19 protein-coding genes and 1 pseudogene are annotated in these 22,391 nt (G+C 68.0%); 13 read left to right on the top strand and 7 right to left on the bottom strand.

Features of this window, described 5'->3' with window-relative positions:
- Positions 1 to 33: 33 nt before the first annotated feature.
- The gene (locus ACWW1C_RS12660) at positions 34 to 603 is read right to left on the bottom strand and encodes a B-4DMT family transporter (RefSeq protein WP_455983748.1); all 570 of its coding nucleotides are present in this window, start codon (positions 601 to 603) and stop codon (positions 34 to 36) included.
- 33 nt (positions 604 to 636) lie between these two features.
- Between ACWW1C_RS12660 and ACWW1C_RS12665 the strand changes: the two genes are divergently transcribed.
- From ACWW1C_RS12665 to ACWW1C_RS12715, 11 genes are all read left to right on the top strand, one after another.
- Complete coding sequence (locus tag ACWW1C_RS12665; RefSeq protein WP_455983749.1) at positions 637 to 1,728, top strand: M24 family metallopeptidase; 1,092 nt, start codon at positions 637 to 639, stop codon at positions 1,726 to 1,728.
- A 28-nt stretch (positions 1,729 to 1,756) separates the two neighbouring features.
- The gene (gene efp, locus ACWW1C_RS12670) at positions 1,757 to 2,320 is read left to right on the top strand and encodes an elongation factor P (protein ID WP_455983750.1); all 564 of its coding nucleotides are present in this window, start codon (positions 1,757 to 1,759) and stop codon (positions 2,318 to 2,320) included.
- Positions 2,313 to 2,780 (top strand): transcription antitermination factor NusB, encoded by a 468-nt coding sequence (gene nusB / locus ACWW1C_RS12675; protein WP_455983751.1) that lies wholly within the window; start codon positions 2,313 to 2,315, stop codon positions 2,778 to 2,780. The genes efp and nusB overlap by 8 nt, the downstream gene beginning before the upstream one ends.
- Positions 2,781 to 2,782: 2 nt before the next feature.
- Positions 2,783 to 3,322, top strand: a complete 540-nt coding sequence (locus ACWW1C_RS12680) for a hypothetical protein (RefSeq protein ID WP_455983752.1) — start codon at positions 2,783 to 2,785, stop codon at positions 3,320 to 3,322.
- A gap of 64 nt (positions 3,323 to 3,386) precedes the next feature.
- Positions 3,387 to 5,636 (top strand): molybdopterin-dependent oxidoreductase, encoded by a 2,250-nt coding sequence (locus ACWW1C_RS12685; protein ID WP_455983753.1) that lies wholly within the window; start codon positions 3,387 to 3,389, stop codon positions 5,634 to 5,636.
- A 472-nt stretch (positions 5,637 to 6,108) separates the two neighbouring features.
- Positions 6,109 to 6,879, top strand: coding sequence for a GntR family transcriptional regulator (locus tag ACWW1C_RS12690; protein WP_455983754.1), 771 nt, complete (start codon positions 6,109 to 6,111; stop codon positions 6,877 to 6,879).
- A complete protein-coding gene (locus tag ACWW1C_RS12695; protein WP_455983755.1) occupies positions 6,876 to 7,106 on the top strand; it encodes a 4Fe-4S dicluster domain-containing protein in 231 nt (76 codons plus the stop codon). The genes ACWW1C_RS12690 and ACWW1C_RS12695 overlap by 4 nt, the downstream gene beginning before the upstream one ends.
- A gap of 7 nt (positions 7,107 to 7,113) precedes the next feature.
- Positions 7,114 to 8,520: an ABC transporter substrate-binding protein gene (locus ACWW1C_RS12700; protein ID WP_455983756.1), complete on the top strand. Its 1,407-nt coding sequence runs from the start codon at positions 7,114 to 7,116 to the stop codon at positions 8,518 to 8,520.
- On the top strand, positions 8,517 to 9,368 hold the full coding sequence (locus ACWW1C_RS12705) for an ABC transporter permease (RefSeq protein ID WP_455983757.1): 852 nt from the start codon (positions 8,517 to 8,519) through the stop codon (positions 9,366 to 9,368). Before ACWW1C_RS12700 ends, ACWW1C_RS12705 begins: the two co-directional genes overlap by 4 nt.
- Positions 9,368 to 10,111: an ABC transporter ATP-binding protein gene (locus ACWW1C_RS12710; protein ID WP_455983758.1), complete on the top strand. Its 744-nt coding sequence runs from the start codon at positions 9,368 to 9,370 to the stop codon at positions 10,109 to 10,111. The genes ACWW1C_RS12705 and ACWW1C_RS12710 overlap by 1 nt, the downstream gene beginning before the upstream one ends.
- Complete coding sequence (locus ACWW1C_RS12715) at positions 10,108 to 12,798, top strand: fumarate reductase/succinate dehydrogenase flavoprotein subunit (RefSeq protein ID WP_455983759.1); 2,691 nt, start codon at positions 10,108 to 10,110, stop codon at positions 12,796 to 12,798. The genes ACWW1C_RS12710 and ACWW1C_RS12715 overlap by 4 nt, the downstream gene beginning before the upstream one ends.
- 10 nt (positions 12,799 to 12,808) lie before the next feature.
- On the opposite strand, the pseudogene ACWW1C_RS12720 reads toward ACWW1C_RS12715, so the two are convergent.
- The 4 genes and pseudogenes from ACWW1C_RS12720 to ACWW1C_RS12735 all read right to left on the bottom strand — a co-directional run.
- Positions 12,809 to 13,102, bottom strand: a pseudogene (locus ACWW1C_RS12720) (alpha/beta hydrolase); the annotation flags it as partial.
- Positions 13,103 to 13,138: 36 nt separating this feature from the next.
- Positions 13,139 to 14,557, bottom strand: coding sequence for an amidase (locus ACWW1C_RS12725; RefSeq protein ID WP_455983760.1), 1,419 nt, complete (start codon positions 14,555 to 14,557; stop codon positions 13,139 to 13,141).
- An 8-nt stretch (positions 14,558 to 14,565) separates the two neighbouring features.
- On the bottom strand, positions 14,566 to 15,864 hold the full coding sequence (locus ACWW1C_RS12730; RefSeq protein ID WP_455983761.1) for a D-arabinono-1,4-lactone oxidase: 1,299 nt from the start codon (positions 15,862 to 15,864) through the stop codon (positions 14,566 to 14,568).
- Entirely contained in the window at positions 15,861 to 17,117 is a 1,257-nt protein-coding gene (locus ACWW1C_RS12735; protein WP_455983762.1) for an alanine racemase, read from the bottom strand. Before ACWW1C_RS12735 ends, ACWW1C_RS12730 begins: the two co-directional genes overlap by 4 nt.
- Before the next feature lie 100 nt (positions 17,118 to 17,217).
- Between ACWW1C_RS12735 and ACWW1C_RS12740 the strand changes: the two genes are divergently transcribed.
- Positions 17,218 to 18,222, top strand: coding sequence for an AraC family transcriptional regulator (locus tag ACWW1C_RS12740; protein WP_455983763.1), 1,005 nt, complete (start codon positions 17,218 to 17,220; stop codon positions 18,220 to 18,222).
- Here ACWW1C_RS12740 and ACWW1C_RS12745 read toward each other — a convergent pair.
- The gene (locus ACWW1C_RS12745) at positions 18,198 to 19,418 is read right to left on the bottom strand and encodes an FAD-dependent monooxygenase (RefSeq protein WP_455983764.1); all 1,221 of its coding nucleotides are present in this window, start codon (positions 19,416 to 19,418) and stop codon (positions 18,198 to 18,200) included. The genes ACWW1C_RS12740 and ACWW1C_RS12745 overlap by 25 nt on opposite strands.
- Before the next feature lie 46 nt (positions 19,419 to 19,464).
- Here ACWW1C_RS12745 and ACWW1C_RS12750 point away from each other — a divergent pair, with 46 nt between their 5' ends.
- On the top strand, positions 19,465 to 21,135 hold the full coding sequence (locus ACWW1C_RS12750) for a sulfatase-like hydrolase/transferase (protein WP_455983765.1): 1,671 nt from the start codon (positions 19,465 to 19,467) through the stop codon (positions 21,133 to 21,135).
- Here the strand turns inward: ACWW1C_RS12750 and ACWW1C_RS12755 are convergent, their stop codons facing one another.
- Entirely contained in the window at positions 21,136 to 22,350 is a 1,215-nt protein-coding gene (locus tag ACWW1C_RS12755; protein ID WP_455984254.1) for a serine hydrolase domain-containing protein, read from the bottom strand.
- Positions 22,351 to 22,391 lie beyond the last annotated feature (41 nt).

Here is a 22,391-nt window from a genome sequence, read left to right on the forward strand (position 1 = left end):
TCTGATGACGGGCCGCGATTTTGTCTCCGCGTCTCAGGACTCGGGGTTTGTCTTCGGGGTGGCCTCGATGACCTCGGTTTTGCCTTCGGCGCCTTCGACGGGGACCGCGACGGCGACGGCAGCGAAGACGTCGGTGTCGGCGCGATCGCTCTCGCCCGGGTGGTCGTGCTTCGGCGGCGGCGGGGCGTGACGGTCGATCAGCCAGCGGCCGAGCGACACGCCGGAGACACCGCCCACGAACACGATCAGCGCGGTGAACGCGGCGAAGGTGGTGACCTCGGCGGCCAGCGCGTCGACGTAGATGTTGTCGTAGAACTGGCCGATGAGCCACGAGAAGAAGCCGCTGACGATGCCGGCGAACAAGCCGCCGACCAGCCACGCCATGGCCAGGTCCTCGCGGCGGTCGGGGTCGGGCTGCGCCTTCGCGTCGTTCTGCCCGTCGAGAACGCCCCAGGCGAACGCAGCGACGAAGTACAACACGACGAGCGTCACGCTGATCGTCAGAGACTGCTTTTCCCAGGCCCCGATCATCGCTCCCTGCAGCAATCGGACGATCACCATCAACGCCGCAAAGACGATTCCGCGCAGCAACCACTTACTCATGAGCAGACAGCGTAGCGAGTAGCGTCACATATCGTGACAATTTCCCACCGGCGCCACATTCTGCGTCGCCATCTGGCGGCCGCCGAGCTGGATGCGATTCTGGTAACCGACCTGGTCAACGTGCGTTATCTGTCCGGCTTCACCGGATCCAACGCCGCGTTGCTGATTCCCACTCACGGGGAGACGCCCGTGCTGGCCACCGACGGGCGGTACCGGACGCAGGCCGCGCAGCAGGCCCCGGATGCGCAGATCGTCATCGAGCGGGCGTGTGCGCCCCAGCTGGTGCGCGCTGCGGAGTCCGCCGGAGTGAAGCGGCTCGGCTTCGAAAGTCACGTCATGACGGTCGACGCCCACGCGGCGCTGCAACGGGTCAGCGGAGATCTCGAACTGGTGCGGGCACCCGGCATGGTCGAGGTGCTGCGGGAGGTCAAGGACGCCGGAGAGATCGCGATCCTGCGATTGGCCTGCGAGGCCGCCGACGCCGCGCTGAAAGACCTCGTCGAATCCGGCGGCTTGCGGGCGGGCCGGACCGAGAAAGAGGTCGGTCGCGAACTGGAGTCGCGGATGCAGGACCACGGGGCCGACGGCCCGTCGTTCGAGACCATCGTCGCGACCGGCGCCAATTCGGCGATACCGCACCACCGGCCGACCGATGCCGTGCTGGCGGCCGGCGACTTCGTCAAGATCGATTTCGGCGCGCTCGTCGAGGGCTACCACTCCGACATGACGCGCACCTTCGTGCTGGCGCCGGTGGCGCAGTGGCAGCGCGACATCTACGACCTGGTCGCGACGTCGCAGCGGGCCGGTCGGGAAGCGCTGGCTCCGGGCACGACGCTGGCGGCCGTGGACCGCGCGTCGCGCCAGGTCATCACCGATGCCGGATACGGCGAACAGTTCTCCCACGGGCTCGGGCACGGGGTCGGTTTGCAGATTCACGAAGCGCCGGGAATCAACTCCGCCGCCGCCGGTACACTGCTTGCTGGCTCTGTGGTCACCGTGGAGCCCGGTGTCTACCTGCCCGGCCGGGGCGGCGTCCGAATCGAGGACACGCTGGTCGTGGGCAGCGACAAGACACCCACACCTGAGTTACTTACCCGGTTCCCCAAGGAACTGGCCATCCTCTGATGACAGAGAGCTAGGAGCAGTACCGACCGTGGCATCTACCGCCGACTTCAAGAATGGTCTTGTCCTCAACATCGAGGGCCAGCTGTGGCAGATCACCGAGTTCCAGCACGTGAAGCCCGGCAAGGGCCCGGCCTTCGTGCGCACCAAGCTCAAGAACGTGCTCACGGGCAAGGTCGTCGACAAGACCTTCAACGCCGGTGTGAAGGTGGAGACCGCGACCGTCGACCGTCGTGACGCCACCTACCTGTACCGCGACGGCAGCGACTTCGTGTTCATGGATTCCGAGGACTTCGAGCAGCACCCGCTGACCGAGGCCCTCGTGGGCAACGCCGCGGGCTTCCTGCTGGAGAACCTGCAGGTGCAGATCGCGTTCCACAACGGTGTGCCGCTGTACCTGGAGCTGCCGGTCAGCATCGACATCGTCGTCGCGCACACCGAGCCGGGCCTGCAGGGCGACCGCTCGAACGCCGGCACCAAGCCGGCCACCCTGGAGACCGGCGCCGAAATCCAGGTCCCCCTGTTCATCAACATCGGCGACAAGCTGAAGGTGGACACCCGCGACAGCAGCTACATCAGTCGGGTCAATGCCTGACCGTCGCTCCGACAAGGGTCGGCACCAGGCGCGCAAGCGCGCCGTCGACTTGCTGTTCGAGGCCGAGGCCCGCGGGATCACCGCTGCCGAGGGCGCGAAGCTGCGCAACTCCATCGCCGACAGCGACCCCGAGGTCTCGGTGCTGAACCCGTACACGGTGACCGTCGCCAACGGCGTCACCGAGCACGCGGCGCACATCGACGACCTGATCTCCGCGCACCTGCAGGGCTGGACGCTCGAGCGCCTGCCCGCTGTGGACCGGGCGATCCTGCGCGTCGCGGTGTGGGAGCTGCTGCACGCGACGGACGTGCCGGAGCCGGTTGCTGTCGATGAGGCGGTCGAGCTCGCGAAGACGTTGTCGACCGATGAATCACCCGGTTTCGTCAACGGTGTCCTCGGCCAGGTGATGCTGGTGACGCCGCAGATCCGGGCGGCGGCCGCGGCGGTTCGGGGCGAGTAGCGGTGGACGAGCCGCAGGACTGGGCGCCGTACTCGAGTGTCGAGGACGCGGCGAAGGTCTACCTGCGCGACCCGGAGCTGGCGCTCGAACAGCTGCGCTCGGTGATCGACTTCCGGTCGATCAAGTCCTTCATCATGTCGCGCGGTGCGTCCGAGGAATCCTGGGGCGACGCCGTGTGGCAGGAGGTCGTCCTCACCGATGGTGAGCGGCTGATCATGTGGCGGGCCGACGACGACGCCAGTGGCGAGGACGAAGAGCTACGCCGGACGCTGGACACCTCGGTGCGGACGATCCTGTTGTCCACCATCACCGATCACATCCTGACCACGCAGTTCGAGGTGCTGGCCAACGGCACGCGGCGCCTGGCCGAGGTGCGGCTGCGGATGTACACCCAGCTGATCACCCGCAGCCGGCAGAAGTCGGCCATCGACAGCGACTTCTTCTGTGAGTCGTTCCGGTACACCAAGTCCGTCGACGACGGCGGCCTGGCTCAGATGCAGCGGCTGCTGCAGTTCGGCCGCGAGCTTTCGCGCGCCTTGTAGGCCATCTCCCGGACATCGGGAGCAATCGTGACCTGCGTCTCAGTAACACCGTTACAGTCGGACGATGGGAACCGAGCCACGTGTGATCGCCGAAGCCGGCGAAGACGGACTGCACCTGCACGCCTGCTGCCTGTGTGAAGCCATGTGCGGCTTGGAGATTCAGGTAACCGGCGGCAAGGTTGCGAGTATCCGGCCGAACAAGGCCGATGAGTGGAGCGCGGGGCACATCTGTCCGAAGGGCGCGTCCCTGGGCGCCCTGCACGAGGATCCCGACCGAATCCGCCGGCCGATGATCAAGGTCGACGGGCAGTGGCGCGAGGTCGACTGGGACACCGCTTTCCGGCGCTGCACCGAACTGCTGGCGCCGGTCATCGCGAAGCACGGCATCGGTGCCGTCGCGGCGTACACCGGAAACCCACTGGCGCACTCGTTTTCGCTGTCGCGGTACGCGGCGATCCTGCTCGGCCTGTCCGGCATGCCGATCACGTACTCGCCGGGCACCATCGACCAGTGGCCGAAGAACCTGTCGTCGCATCTGATGTACGGCAGCTGGTGGGCCTTCCCGACGCCGGACCTGCAGCGCACCGATCTGCTCGTGGTGATGGGCGCCAATCCCGCGGCATCACAGGGCTCACTGTTGGCCGCGCCCGACATCATGGGGATCATCGGTGGAATCCGTAAGCGCGGCAAGGTGATCGTGATCGACCCGGTGCGGACCCAGACCGCCGCCAAGGCCGACGAGTGGTTGCCCATCACGCCGGGCACCGACGCGGCGCTGCTGTTGGGCGTCATCCACGCGGTGTTCGACGAGGGGCTGGTGAACCTCGGCGACTTGGCTCAGCACTTGGACGGGGTGGCTGCCCTGCAGGCCGCCGTGGCCGATTGGTCACCCGAAAGAGTCTGCGCCGCAACAGGTATCGACGCCGGCCGGATTCGGGAACTGGCCCGCGAACTGGCCGGTACGCCACGAGCCGTCGTCTACGGCCGGATCGGCACCTGCAACCAGGAATTCGGCAGCCTCGCCAGCTGGCTGATCGACGTCGTCAACATCGTCACCGGACACTTCGACGTCGCCGGCGGCGCGATGTTCGCCACCCCGACCGCGTGGACCGTCACCAGTCAGACCATCCCGGGCCTCGAGGACGGGGCGCCGAATTTCGGTCGCTATCAGACCCGGGTGCGCGGGGCGAAGGAGGTCCTGGGGCAGGTTCCGGTCTCGTGCATGCTCGAAGAGATCACCACACCGGGGGAGGGACAGCTCAAGGCCCTCATCACGGTGGCGGGCAACCCCGTGCTCTCGACGCCGGGCGGCGACAAGCTCGACGAGGCGCTGCCGCAGCTGGACGCGATGATCTCGGTGGACCTGTGGCTCAACGAGACCACCCGGCATGCCGACGTGATCCTGCCCGGCGCCTCGTCGCTCGAACAGGCGCACTCCGCCGATCTCCTGCTGGGCACTGCCATCAACAGCTTCGCCCGCTACTCGCCGCCGGTGTTCCACCGCGAGGATCGGGAGGCGCCGGAGGAGTGGGAGATCCTGATCCGGCTCACCGGGCTCTGCACCGGTACGCCGGCCGAGGACGTCGACATCGCCGCGCTGGACGATGGCTGGTTCGACTACCTGTGCTTCACCCAGGGGCTCGACGGTGCCGAGATTCGCGCGAAATACGACCATGGCGGTCCCGAGCGCATGCTCGACCTGACGCTTCGCACCGCGGCATTCGGCGACCGGTACGGCGAGAACCCCGACGGGCTGACGCTCGAGAAGCTCAAGGCCCATCCGGACGGCATCAACTACGGCCCGATGGTGCCGCGGGTCCCCGAGGTGCTGGGGACCGCGGACAAGAAGATTCGCCTGGCGCCGCAGTACCTGCTCGACGACCTGCCCCGGCTTGCCGAGCGGCTGGAGCGGCCGGTCGACGAGCTCGTGCTGGTGAGCCGGCGGCACCTGCGGTCCAACAATTCGTGGCTGCACAACGTCGGCGCGTTGATGAAGGGCCGCGACCGTTGCACCTTGCTGATGCACACCCGGGACGCCGCGGCGCGGGGGATCGTGGACGGCGACAACGCCGAAGTCGCCTCCGGCGCAGGGAAGATCGTCGTACCTGTCGAGGTGACCGACGCCATCAAGCCGGGCGTGGTGTCCATGCCGCACGGCTGGGGCCACGGCCGTCCGGGCACCCGGCTGGGTATCGCCAACGCGTCGCCCGGGGTGAACACCAACATCCTGTCGTTGCCGGACTTCCTCGACGAGCCGTCCGGCAACGGCGCGCTCAACGGGATTCCGGTGACGGTGAGCGCGGCGGGAAGCTAGGGGCTGCGTTCTACCTGTTGATTGTGCGTCTACGCAGACGGCTACTCGAAGTTTCCCTGCGTCAGCGCAATCTCAACTACCGCAAGGGATTTGCTAGTCGGATGCCCAGCGGATACGGCCTGCCGAGTGCGCGGAGCGATACTTGGCTTCAATCACGAGGCGTCGTCGTACATCGTTATTGAAGCCAGGTACTGCTGCGGGGCGTCGGCGGTCCCTGAGCTCAATCACCACGCCAGATTGTCATCACGATTGAACTCAGGGAGTTTCGCAGAGTCGAAGGTTGTGCCGCGGGTAAACGCGATTCGATTCATCGAGATTCGAACTAGCGGGCGTTTTCGAGGTGGCGCAATGGCGCTCGAAGTGGGCATTTCCCCTGGTCACGCCGCTCAGAAGGCGGCGCAATGCAGGTACCTTCGAACCACCCGATTCGGGGGTGCAGACCTGATCGCCGCTGGTCCCTACCGTCATCCGCATGCCCGAGTCCTCCCCGTCGCTTCGCTCGCCCCGGGCGACCGATCCGACGCCGCTGCGGCGGCGCGCCGACCGCGCCCGCCAGGTGGCCGACGTACTGCGTCACCAGGTGCGTGACGGCGTCTACTCGGACGGGCTGCCGGGCGAGGCGGATCTGGTGGCTGAGTTCTCGGTCTCCCGCAACACCGTGCGCGAGGCCCTCGCGATCCTCAAGGCCGAGGGACTGATCGACCGCGGACCGCGGGTCGGCACCCACGTGACCCAGCGCAAATACGACCATGGTCTGCACGCCCTGGTCGGGCTGAAGGAGACCTTCAAGGACTACGGCGAGGTCCGCAATGAGGTGCGTGCCGCGACGCAGCTGCCTGCCCCCGCGGCGGTGGCGCGCCGGCTGCAGCTGAACCCCGGCGAGCCGGTCGTCTTCATCGAGCGGTTGCGGTACCTCGGCGACCTGCCGCTGAGCCTCGACCTGACCTATCTCGTACCGGATATCGGCGCCGCGGTGCTCGGGCACTCGCTGGAGACCAACGACGTTTTCGCGTTGATCGAGCAGGTCACGGCGCAGCGGCTGGGCTCGGCGGATATTGCGCTGGAAGCCGTTTCGGCCGACCCGCACACCGCGGCCACGCTGGACATCCCCGCGGGCGGCGCGATCCTGATGCTTGAACGGCTCACGACTCTCGACGACGGCCGTCCCGTCGACCTCGAATACATCCGACTGCGTGGTGACCGAATCACCATGCGCGGCAACCTATTACGGAGTGAATTATGACGCTGGTCAACAACCAACGAGCCGATGTACCGGTCACCATCGACGAGTCGCTGTGTATCGAGGGCTGCACCCTGTGCGTCGATGTCTGCCCGCTGGACTCGCTGGCCATCAACCCCGAAAACGGCAAGGCCTACATGCATGTCGACGAATGTTGGTACTGCGGGCCGTGCGCCGCACGCTGCCCAACCGGCGCCGTCACCGTCAACATGCCCTACCTGATCCGCTAAGGACACCATGAAACTCGTTACCGCCCTCGCTGCCACCGTCGTGCTGGCCGCCACCGGCTGCTCGGTCGATTCGGCAGGCAAGGACGACAATGTCGTCAACGTGGTCGTCGGCTATCAGTCCAAGACCATCAACACCGTCACCGCGGGGACTCTGCTTCGTGCGCAAGGATATTTGGAACATCGGCTCAGTGACATAACTTCTAAGACCGGCACGAAGTACCACGTCGAATGGCAGGACTACGACACCGGTGCGCCGATCACGGCGCAGATGGTCGCCGAGAAGATCGACATCGGTTCGATGGGTGACTACCCGATGCTCATCAACGGATCGAAGACTCAGAGCAACGAACGGGCCAAGACCGAACTGGTGGCGGCCACCGGGTCGAGCCCCACCGGGTCGCTGAACATGGTTGTGGTGTCCCCGGATTCACCGGTGCAGTCGCTGAACGAGCTGGCCGGGCAGAAGGTGTCCGCCAGCGTCGGGTCGGCCGGTCACGGCACCCTGGTCCGGGCGCTGTCGAAGGCGGGGGTCTCCGGTGTCGAGGTGGTGAACCAGCAGCCGCAGATCGGTGCGTCGGCGCTGGAATCCGGTCAGGTGAAGGCGCTTTCGCAGTTCGTCGCGTGGCCGGGGCTGCTGGTCTTCCAGGACAAGGCCCGCCTGCTGTACGACGGGGCCGAGCTGAACTACCCGACCTGGCACGGCGTGGTGGTGCGACGGGCTTACGCCGCAGCACATCCCGAGGTGCTCGACGCGTTCCTGCAGGCACAGCTCGATGCCACCGACTTCCTCAACACCAAACCGCTGGAGGCGGCGAAGATCGTCGCGCAGGGCAGTGGTCTACCGCAGGAAGTCGTGTACCTCTACAACGGCCCGGGCGGCACCCGGTTCGACACCACGCTCAAGCCCTCGCTCGTGGATGCGCTGAAAGGCGATGTGCCGTACCTGAAGTCGATCGGTGACTTCGCCGACCTGGACGTCGCCAAGTTCGTCGAGGACGGGCCGCTGCGCAAGGCACTGACCGAGCGGGGCCGCGACTACAACGCCGAGGTCGCCCGCACCGCGAATCCGTCGGTGGTGCACGGCACCGACCCGGTGTGCAACATTCCCGCCGACAATCCCGCGCTGGCCGGTGAGCTGTGGCTGGACGGTTCGGACACCACGCAACCGGCAGCCAACCCGGCCTGCCTGTTGAAGGCGATCCGGGCAGCGGAGGCCAAAGGGACCAAGGTCCGGGCCGCCTACGTGCCGGACGCCGAACTCGGAACCCGTTGGCTGGCCGACAAGTCCGTCTGGGTGCAGCAGGGCACGGACTTCGTGCCCTTCGACACCGACGCAGGCGCCCGCCGCTACCAGGCAGCCCACCCGGGTTCGGCGGTGGTGACCTACCAACAGGCGCTGGTGGGTGTGGCATGACAGCGATAGCCGCGGTGGCTGCCGCGCCGGCGCTGCCGATCGGGGTCGGGGCGTCGCGGCAGCGGGGACCGGCCAAGTGGCGCAGTTACCTCGTCAAGGCGCTGTCGGTCATTGCGGCCGTGGGCATCTGGCAGCTACTGACCGCGAGCCACGTCCGGTTCTGGCTGCGGTTCGACAACCTGCCGACGGTGACGCAGATCGCCGCGAAGTTCGTCGACCGCCTGGGTGCCACGCAGTACTGGCTGGATCTGACGCAGTCGGTGATCCGGATCGTCAGCGGCTTCGGGTTGGCGGCACTGCTCGGCGCGACCGTCGGTATCGCGCTCGGCCGGTCGCGGCTGTTCGCCGACATCGTCGGACCGCTGACCGAGCTGGCGCGGCCGATCCCGGCCATCGCGCTGGTGCCCGTCGCCATCCTGCTGTTCCCAACCGACGAGGCCGGCATCGTGTTCATCACGTTCCTGGCGGCCTTCTTCCCGATCATGGTCAGCACCCGGCATGCCGTCCGGGCCCTGCCGACACTGTGGGAGGACTCGGTGCGGACCCTCGGCGGCAGTCGCTGGGATGTGTTGCGGCAGGTCGTGTTCCCGGGTGTGCTGCCCGGGCTGTTCGGTGGGCTGTCGGTCGGGATGGGCGTGGCCTGGATCTGTGTCGTATCCGCCGAGATGATCTCCGGCCGGCTCGGTGTCGGCTACCGCACCTGGCAGGCCTACACGGTGCTGGACTACCCGAGCGTCTTCGTCGGCATCATCACCATCGGCGCGCTGGGATTCGGCACGTCGGCGGCGGTGGAACTGATCGGCCGGCGGCTGACCCGGTGGCTGCCGCGCGGTGAGGAGAATGGGTGATGACGACCCTGCCGAAGACCGGCCTACGCCTCGAACTCGACCGAATCCGGTTGTCCTACACCGGCGAGCCGGTCGTGGACGGATTGAGCCTGACGGTGCAGCCCGGAGAGATCCTGGTGCTCACGGGGCCGTCGGGCTGTGGCAAGTCGACGGTGCTACGGGCACTGGCCGGCCTGCTGAAGCCCGACGGCGGACGGGTTCTCGCCGATGATGAGCCGGTGACCACCACGTCACGTGATCGCGGCATGGTGTTCCAGGACAGTGCGTTGTTACCTTGGCGGACAGTGCGATCCAACATCGAACTGGCGCTGCAACTGCGCGGTGCGCCGCGTGCCGGCCGCCGGGAACGTGCCGAGCGCTGGATCGACGAGGTCGGGCTCGTCGGCTTCGCCGACTTCCTGCCGAAGAGCCTATCCGGCGGCATGCGCCAGCGGGTCCAGTTGGCGCGTGGACTGGCCGGAGCGCCGCGGGCCGTCCTGATGGACGAGCCGTTCGGCGCACTGGACGCCAAGACCCGAACCGCCATGCAGCACTTGCTGATCGAAACCTGGCAGGCCCACCCGACCACCATCGTGTTCGTCACGCATGACGTCGACGAAGCCCTCGCCCTGGGAGACCGGGTGGCGGTCCTCGGCCGCGCCGGCCAGCCCCTGCGCGCGCTGCTGGATGTCCCGAGTCCCCGTGATGCTGATGTTTCCCGCACCGAGCTGCGGGCCGAAATCCTTGGAGCACTACACCAATGAGCACTCTGGAGATTCCAGACCTCGACAATCCCGTCCGCATCGACTGTGACGTCCTAGTGATCGGCGGCGGTACCGCAGGCACCATGGCGGCGCTGACCGCCGCCGAGAACGGCGCCCAGGTCCTGCTGCTGGAGAAGGCCCACGTGCGGCACTCCGGAGCCCTGGCCATGGGCATGGACGGCGTCAACAACGCCGTCGTCCCCGGCAAGGCGACGCCGGAGGACTACGTCGCCGAGATCACCCGGGCCAACGACGGGATCGTCAACCAGCGCACCATCTATCAGACCGCGACACGCGGCTTCGCCATGGTGCAGCGGCTGGAACGCTACGGCGTGAAGTTCGAGAAGGACGAGCACGGCGAATACGCGGTGCGCCGGGTGCACCGCTCCGGTTCGTACGTCCTGCCGATGCCCGAGGGCAAGGACGTCAAGAAGGCGCTCTATCGCGTGATGCGGCAGAAGGCCATCCGGGAGAAGCTGCGCATCGAGAACCGGCTGATGCCGGTGCGCGTGCTGGTGCAGGACGGCCGCGCGGTGGGCGCGGCGGCCTTCAACACGCGCACCGGCGAATTCGTCACGGTGGGGGCCAAGGCCGTTATCCTCGCGACCGGAGCCAGCGGCCGGCTCGGGCTGCCCGCCTCGGGATACCTGTACGGCACCTACGAAAACCCCTGCAACGCAGGCGATGGCTACTCCATGGCGTACCACGCGGGCGCGGAACTCTCGGGTATCGAGTGCTTCCAGGTGAACCCGTTGATCAAGGACTACAACGGTCCCGCCTGCGCTTACGTCGCGAATCCGTTCGGCGGCTATCAGGTGAACGCGCTGGGGGAGCGGTTCGTCGACTCCGACTACTGGTCGGGCCAGATGATGGCCGAGGTCAAGAGCGAGATCGAATCGGCCCGCGGCCCGATCTACCTCAAGGTCACCCACCTGCCGGACGAGACCATCACCGCGATGGAGAACATCCTGCACACCACCGAGCGCCCGACGCGCGGCACCTTCCATGCCAACCGCGGCCACGACTACCGCACCCACGACATCGAGATGCACATCTCCGAGATCGGCTTGTGCAGTGGACATTCCGCTTCTGGGGTATGGGTGGACGAACATGCCCGCACCACGGTGCCCCGGCTGTACGCGGCCGGCGACATGGCGTGCGTGCCACACAACTACATGATCGGTGCCTTCGTCTACGGCGACCTGGCCGGTGAGCACGCCGCGTCGACCCTCGCCGATGTCGAAGCGCCCGTGGACCTTCCGCAGGATCAGCTGGCCGAGGCGCACGAGCTGATCTACCGCCCGCTGCGGCATCCCGACGGTCCGCCGCAGCCGCAGGTCGAGTACAAGTTGCGTCGCTTCGTCAACGACTATGTGGCGCCGCCGAAGACGGCGACCAAGCTGTCCATCGCGGTCCGCACCTTCGAGCGGATGGCCGAGGAGATCGAGCAGATGGGTGCCCGCACCCCGCACGAGCTGATGCGCACCGTCGAGGTGTCGTTCATCCGGGACTGCGCCGAGATGGCCGCGCGGTCGTCACTCACGCGGACCGAATCGCGCTGGGGCCTGTACCACGATCGCGCCGACATCCCCGAGCGTGACGACGAAGAGTGGCGCTATCACCTGAATCTGCGCAAGGGCGACGACGGTGAGATGGAGTTCCTGAAGCGGCCCGTCGCACCGTATTTCGTGCCCGTACCCGACCTGGACCACCTGCCGTCCGACCACGCGGTGCAGCATGTGCACCAGCCGAACCTGGTCGGGGGCAAGGCGCCGGCGACCGCGGGCTCGCGACTGCGCCCGGCCGAACCGGCGACGCCGCCGTCCCCGCGCATCGCCCATGTGGTCGCACTGGAGGAACCGGTGCTCGAGGATCTGACGGGCTTCCTGCAGGACGCCGACGCCGGGGTCCGCCGGGCCGCCGTCGCGGTGCTGGTGGAGAATTTGCCTGCGGGCTACCAGCCGTCGCTCGTAGCTGCGCTCGGCGATGACGACGGCGCGGTACGGGCGACCGCGGCCGATGCGCTGCGGGAACTGGTCGAGGTGCTGCCCGATCCGGCGACGGTCGGTCCCTATCTGGCGTCCGCTGACCCGGTCGTACGGGCGGTGACGCTGTACGTGCTGAGTTCGCGCCGGGTCGGGGCGGCCCCGGATTACCGTGCCGCAGTGACGGATTCCGATCACCGGGTGCGTATCGAGGCGGTGCGGGCGCTGGTCTCGGTCGATGACGTCGACGGGGTGGCCGCAGCCGCGGCCGACGACAATCGCGAGGTACGGATAGCGGCGAGCAATGGGCTGGCGACGCTCGGTTCCGGTGCCGACACCGTCCGGCAGCTGCTGGCCGACCGCGACCCGCTGGTGCGGGCGGCCGCGCTTGCCGCATTGGCAGCCGTCGGCTGCGCCGACCAGGACGTGCCGGAAGTGCAGCGCGCCCTTCGAGAATCGGCGTGGCAGATTCGTCAGGGCGCGGTGCGTGCGTTGTCGGGCGCTGCGCCCGCTGTTGCGGTGGCGCCGCTGTCGCAGGCGCTGCAGGACCCGCACCTGGACGTACGTAAGGCCGCGGTGCTGAGCCTGACCCGGTGGGCCGAATCCGAGGATGCTGCCCGGCAAGCGCTCGGCATCGCCCTCGAGGACGGCGATGCCGACGTGCGGGCCTACGCGCGGCACGCGTTGGCGACGCGCAACTAGGTGCGAACCGTCAGATCTCCTGTGCCGCAGCCTCATCGATGAGGTCGGCAACAGGGCCGGGCTGTGAGGCCAGTGAGGCATGGCTCGCCTCGAGTTCGATGACCTTGCGGGGGTTCATCCGCTGGGCCATCCGGCGTTCGTTGTCCGGGTGGATCATGCGGTCGGCGGCGGACACTTGGTAGAAGACCGGCTTGACCTTCCACGCCGGGTCTGTTGCGTTGTCCCCGAAAGTGGAAGCCAAGGGTGCCTTCTGTGTCACGGCCATGACCAATGCTTGGTCGGCCGGGAGGTCTTGGCAGAAGCTCTATACACACTGTGTTTCTTGCGTCAACGTGGCAGGTCAGTTCATCGCGCCCGCTGCCGATCGGCCCGAACTCAGCAGTGTGAAGGGTCGCTCGGCTTCCAGTAGGAAAGCCAATTCGAGCAGCGTGCGCTCGTCGCCGTAGGCGCCGGACAATTGGATGCCGACCGGTAGGCCGTCGGGCGACAGGCCCGCAGGCAGCGAGATCGCCGGAGTGCCCGCGATGTTGTTGAGCGGCGTGTAGGCGACGTAGCGACGGAGCCGGTCGATGAGATCGGGGAAGTCGACCGTCGGCGCAATGTAGCCGATCCGGGGTGTGGTGTGCGAAAGCACCGGAGACAGCACGACTTCGTGCCGCGCGAACATCTGCGCGTACTGGTCGGCGATGCCGCGCAGGCGCAGCAGTGCGCCCGGGGTGCGGTGCAGATTCCGGCGGTGATGCGCGCGCAGCCCCAGGGTGAGGCCGTCTGTCTTGGCGGCGTCGAACGACCGGTCCAGGATCAAGCGGCCGGTACCGACCGCGAGATCGGCCAGCAGCGCCCAGTATTGGACGAAGTCGTCAGCGAACTGTGCGGTGACCGGCAGCGTGATCGGCTCGACGAGATGGCCGGCGGCCTCCAGCAGCGCCGCGGTGTCTTCGACGGCCGTGCGGGTGGCAACGTCGACCGACTCACCGGTGACACTGCCGAACAGCACTCCGACCCGCAGGGTCCGTCGAGCCGGTCCGTTCACCCGGCCGATCGGTGCGAGTTTCGGGTTGCGCCAATGGTTCTCGCACGCCGCAACGAACGCCGCGGTGTCGCGGACGCTGCGGGTCAGCACGCCCTCGGAGATCATGTGGATCGGCAGGTGGCGCACCTGCTCGCCGTCGCGGTGCCGGCCCCGGCTCGGCTTGAGCCCGACCAGGCCCGCGCAGGCGGCCGGGATGCGGATGGACCCGCCGCCGTCATTGGCGTGGGCGATGGGCACGACGCCCGCGGCGACCAGCGCGGCCGACCCGCCCGACGAGGCGCCGACCGAGTAATCGGTATTCCAGGGGTTCCGGACCGGCGGTTCGGTCATGTATTCGGTGCTCGCGTTGAAACCGAACTCGGGCATCCGGGACTTGCCCATGAGCGTCATGCCGGTGCTGAGGAACTGCGTCGTGTAGGTGCCGTCCTTCTTCGCGGCTCGGGCCGTGAACGCCTCCGAACCGTGCGTGGTGGGCAGGCCGGCGACGTCGGTGTTGTCCTTGATGAACGTTGGGACGCCGAAGAATTCGGCGTTCGGATCGGTGCTGTGTCGTGGGGGCAGATCACACGCCACCGCCCGCAGGTCGGGGTCGACCAATCGCGCACGGGCGATTGCGGCAGCGGCGAGTTCGTCGGGGCTGACCTGCAGATCGCGGACCAGCTGGGCCAGCCCGACGGCGTCGTGGTCACCGAGTGCGTCATCGCCGAAAGCGTGGATCGTTGTCATCCGGGTCCTCATTCTCCGAGTACTTGGTGTAGGTAGTCGTTGGCGAAAGTCCGCCTGGGATCGAGCTTTTCGCGGACTGCGAGGAAATCGTCGAACCGCGGGTAGCTGTCGCGCAGATCCGCCGCGGTGCGGTTGTGCATCTTGCCCCAGTGTGGACGCCCGTCGTAGCGGCGCATGATCTGCTCGACCGCGGCGAAATACTCGGTCGGGTCGTCGCGCACATAGCGGTGCACCGCGATGTACGCGCTGCGGCGTCCGTACGCGGTGGAAAGCCAGTTCTCGTCGGCGGCCGCGGCGCGGACCTCGATGGGAAAGCCGATGCGCCAACCTCGTTCGGCGATCAGGCTGCGTACCTCGTCGAACGCGGCGCCCACCGCTTCGTAGGGGACGGCGTATTCCATCTCGCGGAACCGCACCCGCCGCGGCGAGGTGAAGACGCGGTCCGAGCGTTGGGTGTGCTCGCGATCGGACAGGAACCGGGTGACGGTGCGGTTGAGCGCGGGCACGGTCGCCGGCAGTGCGCTGCCGACGGCGCAGATCGCCCCCAGTACACCGTTCTCGACCAGTTCCTCCTCGATCCACTGCGACACCCGGTTGGTGGACTCCAGCGGGGTATAGGCGGGTAGCCGGATGTTGGCCTTGGTGAACGCGGTGTCGGTGTGCGGGAACCAGTAGAACTCGAAATGGTCTGTCTGCGTGCAGCGTTCATCGAACCCTGCGACGACGTCGTCGACCGGCTCGACGCGTTCGACGGCGTGGATCGCGAAACTCGGCACGCATTGCAGCGTCACCTCGACGATGATCCCCAGCGCGCCCAGGCCGACGCGCGCCGCCGGCAGCAACTCGCTGCTCTGCTCGTCGTCGATGCGGACCAACTCTCCGGTGCCCGAGACCAGAGTCAGCCCGACCACCTGGGTGGCCAGACCCCCGAAGGCCAGCCCGGTGCCGTGCGTGCCGGTCGAGATGGCGCCGGAGATGGTCTGGCGGTCGATGTCGCCCATGTTCTCGAGCGCGAGTCCGTGCCGCGCCAGCAGCTGCGTGAGCTGCCAGAGTGGCGTTCCACCACCGACGGTGACGCGCTCACGGTCCCGGTCGACGTCGATCAGCCCGGCCAGGCCACCCAGGTCCAGCTGGATATCGGGCGCGACGGCGATGCCGGTGAAACTGTGCCCGGACCCAACGACCTTGACCAGCCGGCCGGCGGCGCTTGCGCGGATGACCGCGTCACACACCTCCTGAACGGTCGTGGGCCGCACGACTTCCGTCGGCCGCGCGAACTCGCAGCGTCCCCAGTTCGTCCAGCTCACAGGAACGTCTTCCCTTCGCCTCGGTAGGTGGCAGCCGCGCCGATGGTCTTTCCCTCATGGACCACGGCGAACCGGTCGACGTGCTCACTGAGCTCGCCGGCCTTGCAGTGCCGGAACCACACCCGGTCGCCGACAGCCAGTGCGGCAGCGGCCTTTCCGCTCACCGGGGTCTGCACCTCGCCGGCCATTTCCGTGGACAGCAGGCTCAGCCCCGGCGGCCAGACCGGCAGCGGCACCCGGTCCCGGGCGGGCGGCCCGGAGGCGATCCAGCCGCCGCCCAACACCGTCGCGATCTGCGGTGTGGGTTTGCGCACCACCGACAGCGCGAACGCCGCAGCCGGCGCCGGCGTGAAACCGCGGTACGTGTCGAACAGATGCGGACCGAAAAGGCCACTGCCGGCGGCGATTTCGGTGACCGCCGGATCCGAGGCGGTGAACTCGACCGAACCGGTCCCGCCGCCATTGACGAATTCGAGCTCGGCGACCTGCCCGACCGCGGCCACGGCGAGACCGCGGCGTTCGAGGAGTTCGTCCTTGGACCGTCGTTGCATCCACCGGATCAGCTGGGACCTCGCGGCCTGGTCGCGGACGTCGTCACCAACTCCGGCGATCTGGGCTTCGTAGGACATCAGGCCGACCAGCGTGAAACCGGGACGGCCGGCGATGGTCGCGGCCAGCGCGCGGGCCTGCGCCGCGGTGTGGACAGGGGAGCGGCGCACCCCGAGGTGTCCGAGTACCGGTGCCTGCCACGACGCGTCGAGGTCCAGGCAGACCCGCAGCGACGGTCGCGTCGCCGGCGCGGCGACGCTGTCCACCAGATCGAGTTGGGCGGGTGCGTCGACCATGAGCGTGACCCGGGCCGCCAACTCCGGAGACGACGCCAGCCGGGCGATGGCGGTTCGGTCGGCCGTCGGGTAGGCGACGACGACGTCGTCGTGCGGGAGGTGCTCGTCGTCGCCTGCGGCCAGCCACAGTGCCTCGGGCAACGTGAACGCCAGCACGCCCGCATAGCCGTCGAGCGCCGTGACGGCGTCCAGGATGGTCCGCGACCGGACCGATTTTGACGCCACCCGGATGGGCGTTCCCGCCGCACGCCGGCGTAGATCGTGAATGTTGTGGCGCAACGCGTCGAGGTCGATCGCGGCCAGCGGGGTTTCCAGATGCGCGGTCGCGTCGGTCAATGCCGGCCAATACGTGTCCGGGAGCGCCCACGACCCCTCGACTGTGGGCGGCTCGGACAGATCGACCGGCATTGACGACACCATGGATCGGGAGCTAACCCCATGTCGCCGGGTGCGCACGAGGGCATCGGTGACCACAATGGGGGGAAAACCGGACACGTTGGGAGGTGTGGTGGACAGGCAAAGTGCGGCGTTGATCCCGACGTCGGTGCTCGTCAACGTCGTCGACGTCGCCGACCGCGCGGGTCTGCCCACGGAGCGGTGGCTGGCTGCGGCCGGCCTGTCCGCCGCGACGCTGAACTCTCCTGACACGCGCGTCTCGTTTCGGCAGGCCGCGATGGTCCTGCGGCATGCGGTGCGGGCCATGCCCGACCGGGGTCTCGGCATCGATGTCGGGGCGCGCGACATGTTCGTCTCGTTCGGCGTGCTCGGGCTGGCCATACGTTCCGCCGAAAACCTCGGCGTGGCAATGCAAGTCGGACTCGAGCTGCATCAGAGTGCCGGCAGTCTGATGGATGTCGGCGCCGAGCTGGTCGGTGACACGTTCGCGCTGCGCGCCTACGAGCGCCACCCGGAGCCGGAGCTGCTGCCGTTCCTGTGCGAGGAGTTGTTCTGCAGCGTGCTGGTCACGGTCCGGACCGTGCTCGAACTGCCTCAGCAGACGCCCGAGTACGTCCAGGTCAGCTACCCGCCGCCGGGGTATGCGCAGCGGTACCGCGAATTCTTCGGCTGTCCGGTCCTGTTCAACGCCGACGCCAACCGGCTGGCGTTCCCGGACCCGCTGTGGTCGCAGCGGCTACCGCGCGCCGATCCGGCGACGCACGCGGTCGCTGTGGCCGCCTGCCGCGACATGGTGACCCAGGGCGAGCAGCCGACCGACGTGGTGCAGACGGTCGAGACGATGTTGCGCGACAGCGTGCGGGAGCCGCTGACGATGGCCCAGATAGCGAAGCGGCTCAACGTCACCGAGCGGACCCTGCGCCGTCGCCTCAGCGCCGGCGGGCAGCAGTTCATCGCGTTGCGTGACAAGGTGCGCAGCGAGCGGGCGCGCTACCTGGTGCGCGAGACGGCGATGCCCATTCACGCCATCGCCGCGGAGGTCGGATTCACCGACCCGCGGGAATTCCGTCGGGCGTACATCAAATGGACGGGTCATCCGCCGACGTACGACCGGTAATCGGGCAGATCGATCGACTCTGCGGTGGAGAACCATTTGCGGCCGGCGTACAGCCGCAGCGGCCAGCGCTGGACCCACTTCATGGCGGACGCCGCACCGGCGATCTGGCGTTCGGACATCGGCGCATAGCCGTCGAGGCCGCCGGGCAGGTCCTGACAACGGTCGACGTACGGCCGCATGACCGTTTCGTAGCGCTGCAGGGCCGCCGGGATCCCGGCCGCGTCGAATTGCGCGGCCGGCCCGAGTTCGCCGGCCAGCACGTACGCCCCGACCAGTGCCAGGCTGGTACCCATGCCGGACAGCGGCGACGCGCAGTAGCCGGCATCGCCGCACAGCGTGACCCGGCCGGACGACCAGGTGTCCATGTGCACCTGGACGAAATCGTCGAAATAGAAATCCTCGGATTGCGCTGCGGCACTGAGTAATTCGTTGCAATACCAGCCCGCGTCTCGGAACCGCTCCGCCAGCAGCGCTCGCTGCGCGTCCGGGTCGCGGCGGTCGTACTCGATCGGCTCGGACCGGAACGCCAGGCCCGCCTTGGCTGTCGCCGCATCGTGCGACGGCCGCAGTGAGGCGTTCAGCCCGCCGGCCGCCTGGAACATCAGGAACCAGCCGTCCAGGCCGATCATGTCCGGCGCGGTGAACCAGGCGTTGTACCCGCCGAGGCGGCGGATGAACTGCTCCTCCGGGCCGAATGCCAACTGCCGCACCGCGGAATGTGGGCCGTCGGCGCCGACAACCAGGTCGGCCTCCACCACGGAGCCATCGGTCAGCGTGGCCCGGACTCCCGACTCGTCCTCCTCGAGCACGGAAATCCGCGTGCCGAAGCGGTATTCGGCCGTCTCGCGAGTTGCCTGGTAGAGCACATCGGTCAGGTCGCCGCGCAGGATCTCGAGTGCCGAGACGATCCCGTTGCCGTCGAACGCCTCGACCGGCATCTCCGCACGCCGGGTGCCATCGGCGCGCACCCAGGCGATGCCGCGCTGAACCAGGCACCGCTCGGTCATCGCGGACAGCAGGTCCATCCGGGTCACCACCTCGCGGCCCGCGCCGCGCAGGTCGACCGTCTGGCCGCCCGGGCGGATGCTCGGCGCCGCCTCGACGATCACCACCCGATAGCCGTTACCGGCCAGCCAGTGGGCCAGCGCAGGACCGGCGACCCCGGCGCCACTGATCAACACCGTTGGTTGCACCATGGCGAAAGCCTATGGCTTTCCCAGCATTGGCTCCTAGGCTGGCCCCATGGCGGACATCGACCGGCGCACAGTTCTCAAAGGCACGGCGGCGGTAGCGGGGGTGGCCGCGGCGGGGGTCGGTGGCTACCAGCTACTGTCCCGGACCGGCCGCGAGCACTCGGCGAACAGGCCGAACATCCTGGTGATCATCGTCGACCAGATGCGGGCGCCCCAATGGTTTCCCGATGCCAAACGACTCGGCGAACTGCTGCCCAACCTGGACCGGCTGCGGCAGCGCAGTGTGTCCTTCGAGTCGCACTACTCGGCGTCCAACATGTGCACGCCGTCGCGCGGCGTCCTGACCACCGGGTTGTACTCGCATCAGACGGGCTGCCTGTACACGGGTGAGGGGCCGACCGAATCCACCCTGGCGCCCCGCTTCCCGACCTGGGGCACCATGCTGCGGGACCAGGGCTACCGGACCTGGTGGTGGGGGAAATGGCACCTGGGTCAAATCTCCGACACCACTCCGGACGGCCTTGACGCCCACGGTTTTTCCGGCGGCACGTACCCATCGCCCAACGGTGGCCCGAACCAGGGACTCAAGGTCGACCACACCATCGCCGACCAGTTCGACGGCTGGTTCGCCAACCACGCCGGCACCGGCCCGTGGTGCACCACGGTGTCCCTGGTGAACCCGCACGACATCTGCTGGTGGCCGAGAAACCCGCTGCCGGAAGATGTCCCGCACGTGTTCTCCGGGACGCCAGTCAACTTCGAGAACTCTGACGACCTCCGCCGGCGTGGCAAGCCGCAGTTGCAGATCGACTACATGAACTTCATGTCGCCGTTGATGACCGGCCCGGTGCCGTATTCGGGTCCCGAGATGGCAGCGCAGTGGGCGCGGTGCCTCGACAACTATCTGTGGCTGCATCAGCAGGTGGACGTCCAGATCGGCCGGGTGCTGAACACCCTCGCCTCCCGCCCGGACGTGGAACGCGACACCATTGTGGTGTTCACCTCGGACCACGGGGAGTACGCCGGCTCGCACGGCCTGCGCGGCAAGGGCGCGGCGATCTATGAAGAGTCGATCCGGGTGCCGCTCTACATCCACGACCCGGCGGGGCACCTGACCCCCAAACCCGGTGAGCGACGCCGGCAGCTCACGTCCAGTGCGGACATCGCGCCGTTGCTGCTCACCATCGCTGCGGGCGGCAACCGCTGGCGATCGGACAGCCGCTACTCCTACCTGCAGGCGCGCGGCGACATCGCCGCCGTCGCGGCCGATCCGGGTGCGCCGGGCCGCCGGTGGGTGGCCCATGCCACTGACGACATGTCCGTCGAAGAAATGGCGACGCTGATGAAATCGCCTGCGGTGCAGAAGATGTTCGGCGGCGGTGCGGTGCCCACCGAGATACCGACATCGGCGCCCAGTCACATCGTGGCCGTGCGGACGCCCGACGCAAAGTTCGGCCGCTACTCGTACTGGCGGCCGGGCAGCATGGAGGCCGACCTCAGCCGCAAGATCGACTACGAGCTCTACGACTACGAATCGCCTTCGGGCGCACAGGAACTCGACAACCAGGCGGGTCGTAGCAGCAAACAGGCCAAGTTGCAGGGGCTGCTCGAGGGCGAGGTGCTGCCCGAGCTGCGGGCACCACTGCCGGCCTGGATGCGCGATGCCCAGGAGCAAGGCATGGCCGACATGCAGCGGCTCACCGCTGCTCGCGCCGGCTGATTACAGGCCGAGCGCCTGGTACGTCCGTTTCACGAATTTCGGTCGCGCGGAACGGAGTTTGGCCTGTGACGCGTTGCCGGCGACGGCAGCCGCGGCGTCGACGCTGAGCTCGGGCTGATTCTGGATCAGGTAGATCAGGATCAGGTTCGCGTTCGGATCGGCCTGCCACCAGGTACCGAAAGCGCCCGGCCAGCTGAACGAGCCGGGGCCGCCCGGACCGAAGAACGGCGTCGCCTTGGCCTCGTCGGTCACCAGCGACAGGTTCAGCCCGAAGCCGCGGCCGATCCAGAACGGCGCACCGAGGAAGTTCTGCGACTTCTGCTCGGCGGTCAACCGGTCGGTCCGCATGGACCGCACCGATTCCTCCGACAGCACCCGGACCCCGTCGACCTCGCCGCCGGCCAGCAGCATCCGCGCGAAGGTCAGGTAGTCGTCGACGGTCGACCACAGTCCACCGCCGCCGGCACAGAAGGTCGGCGGCATCACCTGCGGCGGCCCCATCTTTCCGGGCTGCAGGCTCAGGGTGTCGCCGTTGGCGGCCAGCTGGTACATGGTGGCCGCGCGACGCCGGCCCGAATGCGTCACCGCGAAGCCCGTGTCGACCATGTTCAGTGGTTTGAAGATGCGCTCCGCCAACACATCTGGCAGCGGCTTACCCTCGACGCGGGACAGCAGGAAGCCCAGCACATCGGTCGACTGGCTGTAGGTCAGCGCGTCACCGGGCTGGTGGGCCAGCGGCAGCTGTCCCAGCTCGGCCAGCCAGCGGTCCGGATCCTGCAGCGACTGCAACTTGTTGTAGGCCCTGCCCAATGGCGGCGGCACCGTGAACCCGTAGGCCAGGCCGCCGCGGTGGGTCATCAGGTCCTCGACGGTGATGGGCCGGCGCGCGGGCACGGACCGGTCCAACGGCCCCTCCGGGCTCGTCATCACACGCGGGTTGGCGAGCTCGGGAATCCAGTTCGCGATGGGGTCGGTCAGAGCCAGCCGGCCTTCGTCGACCAGAGTCATCGCTGCCGCGACCGTGATCGGCTTGGACATCGACGCGATGCGGAACACGGTGTCACGCTCCATCGGCAGCTTGGCGTCCACATCGCGGTGGCCGAGCGTGTTGACCTGCCGCACCGCGCCGTCCTGCCACACCAGCGTGACCGCGCCGGCCAGCAGGCCGGTGTCGATCGCCGCGCTGACCGATTCGGTGTTCGCGTCGAGATTCACCCCGGTCACGTTAGCCTGCCTGACGTGGCTGCAGACGTTTC

Source organism: Mycobacterium sp. HM-7 (assembly GCF_053852335.1).

Bases quoted from the DNA above. Each gene is read 5' to 3' on its own strand.
- ACWW1C_RS12715 (WP_455983759.1), top strand. From the start codon at position 10,108: ATGAGCACTCTGGAGATTCCAGACCTCGACAATCCCGTCCGCATCGAC.
- ACWW1C_RS12735 (WP_455983762.1), bottom strand. From the start codon at position 17,117: ATGCCGGTCGATCTGTCCGAGCCGCCCACAGTCGAGGGGTCGTGGGCG.
- ACWW1C_RS12745 (WP_455983764.1), bottom strand. From the start codon at position 19,418: ATGGTGCAACCAACGGTGTTGATCAGTGGCGCCGGGGTCGCCGGTCCT.
- ACWW1C_RS12700 (WP_455983756.1), top strand. From the start codon at position 7,114: ATGAAACTCGTTACCGCCCTCGCTGCCACCGTCGTGCTGGCCGCCACC.
- ACWW1C_RS12750 (WP_455983765.1), top strand. From the start codon at position 19,465: ATGGCGGACATCGACCGGCGCACAGTTCTCAAAGGCACGGCGGCGGTA.
- nusB (WP_455983751.1), top strand. From the start codon at position 2,313: ATGCCTGACCGTCGCTCCGACAAGGGTCGGCACCAGGCGCGCAAGCGC.
- ACWW1C_RS12660 (WP_455983748.1), bottom strand. From the start codon at position 603: ATGAGTAAGTGGTTGCTGCGCGGAATCGTCTTTGCGGCGTTGATGGTG.
- ACWW1C_RS12705 (WP_455983757.1), top strand. From the start codon at position 8,517: ATGACAGCGATAGCCGCGGTGGCTGCCGCGCCGGCGCTGCCGATCGGG.
- ACWW1C_RS12690 (WP_455983754.1), top strand. From the start codon at position 6,109: ATGCCCGAGTCCTCCCCGTCGCTTCGCTCGCCCCGGGCGACCGATCCG.
- ACWW1C_RS12685 (WP_455983753.1), top strand. From the start codon at position 3,387: ATGGGAACCGAGCCACGTGTGATCGCCGAAGCCGGCGAAGACGGACTG.
- ACWW1C_RS12725 (WP_455983760.1), bottom strand. From the start codon at position 14,557: ATGACAACGATCCACGCTTTCGGCGATGACGCACTCGGTGACCACGAC.
- ACWW1C_RS12710 (WP_455983758.1), top strand. From the start codon at position 9,368: ATGACGACCCTGCCGAAGACCGGCCTACGCCTCGAACTCGACCGAATC.
- ACWW1C_RS12695 (WP_455983755.1), top strand. From the start codon at position 6,876: ATGACGCTGGTCAACAACCAACGAGCCGATGTACCGGTCACCATCGAC.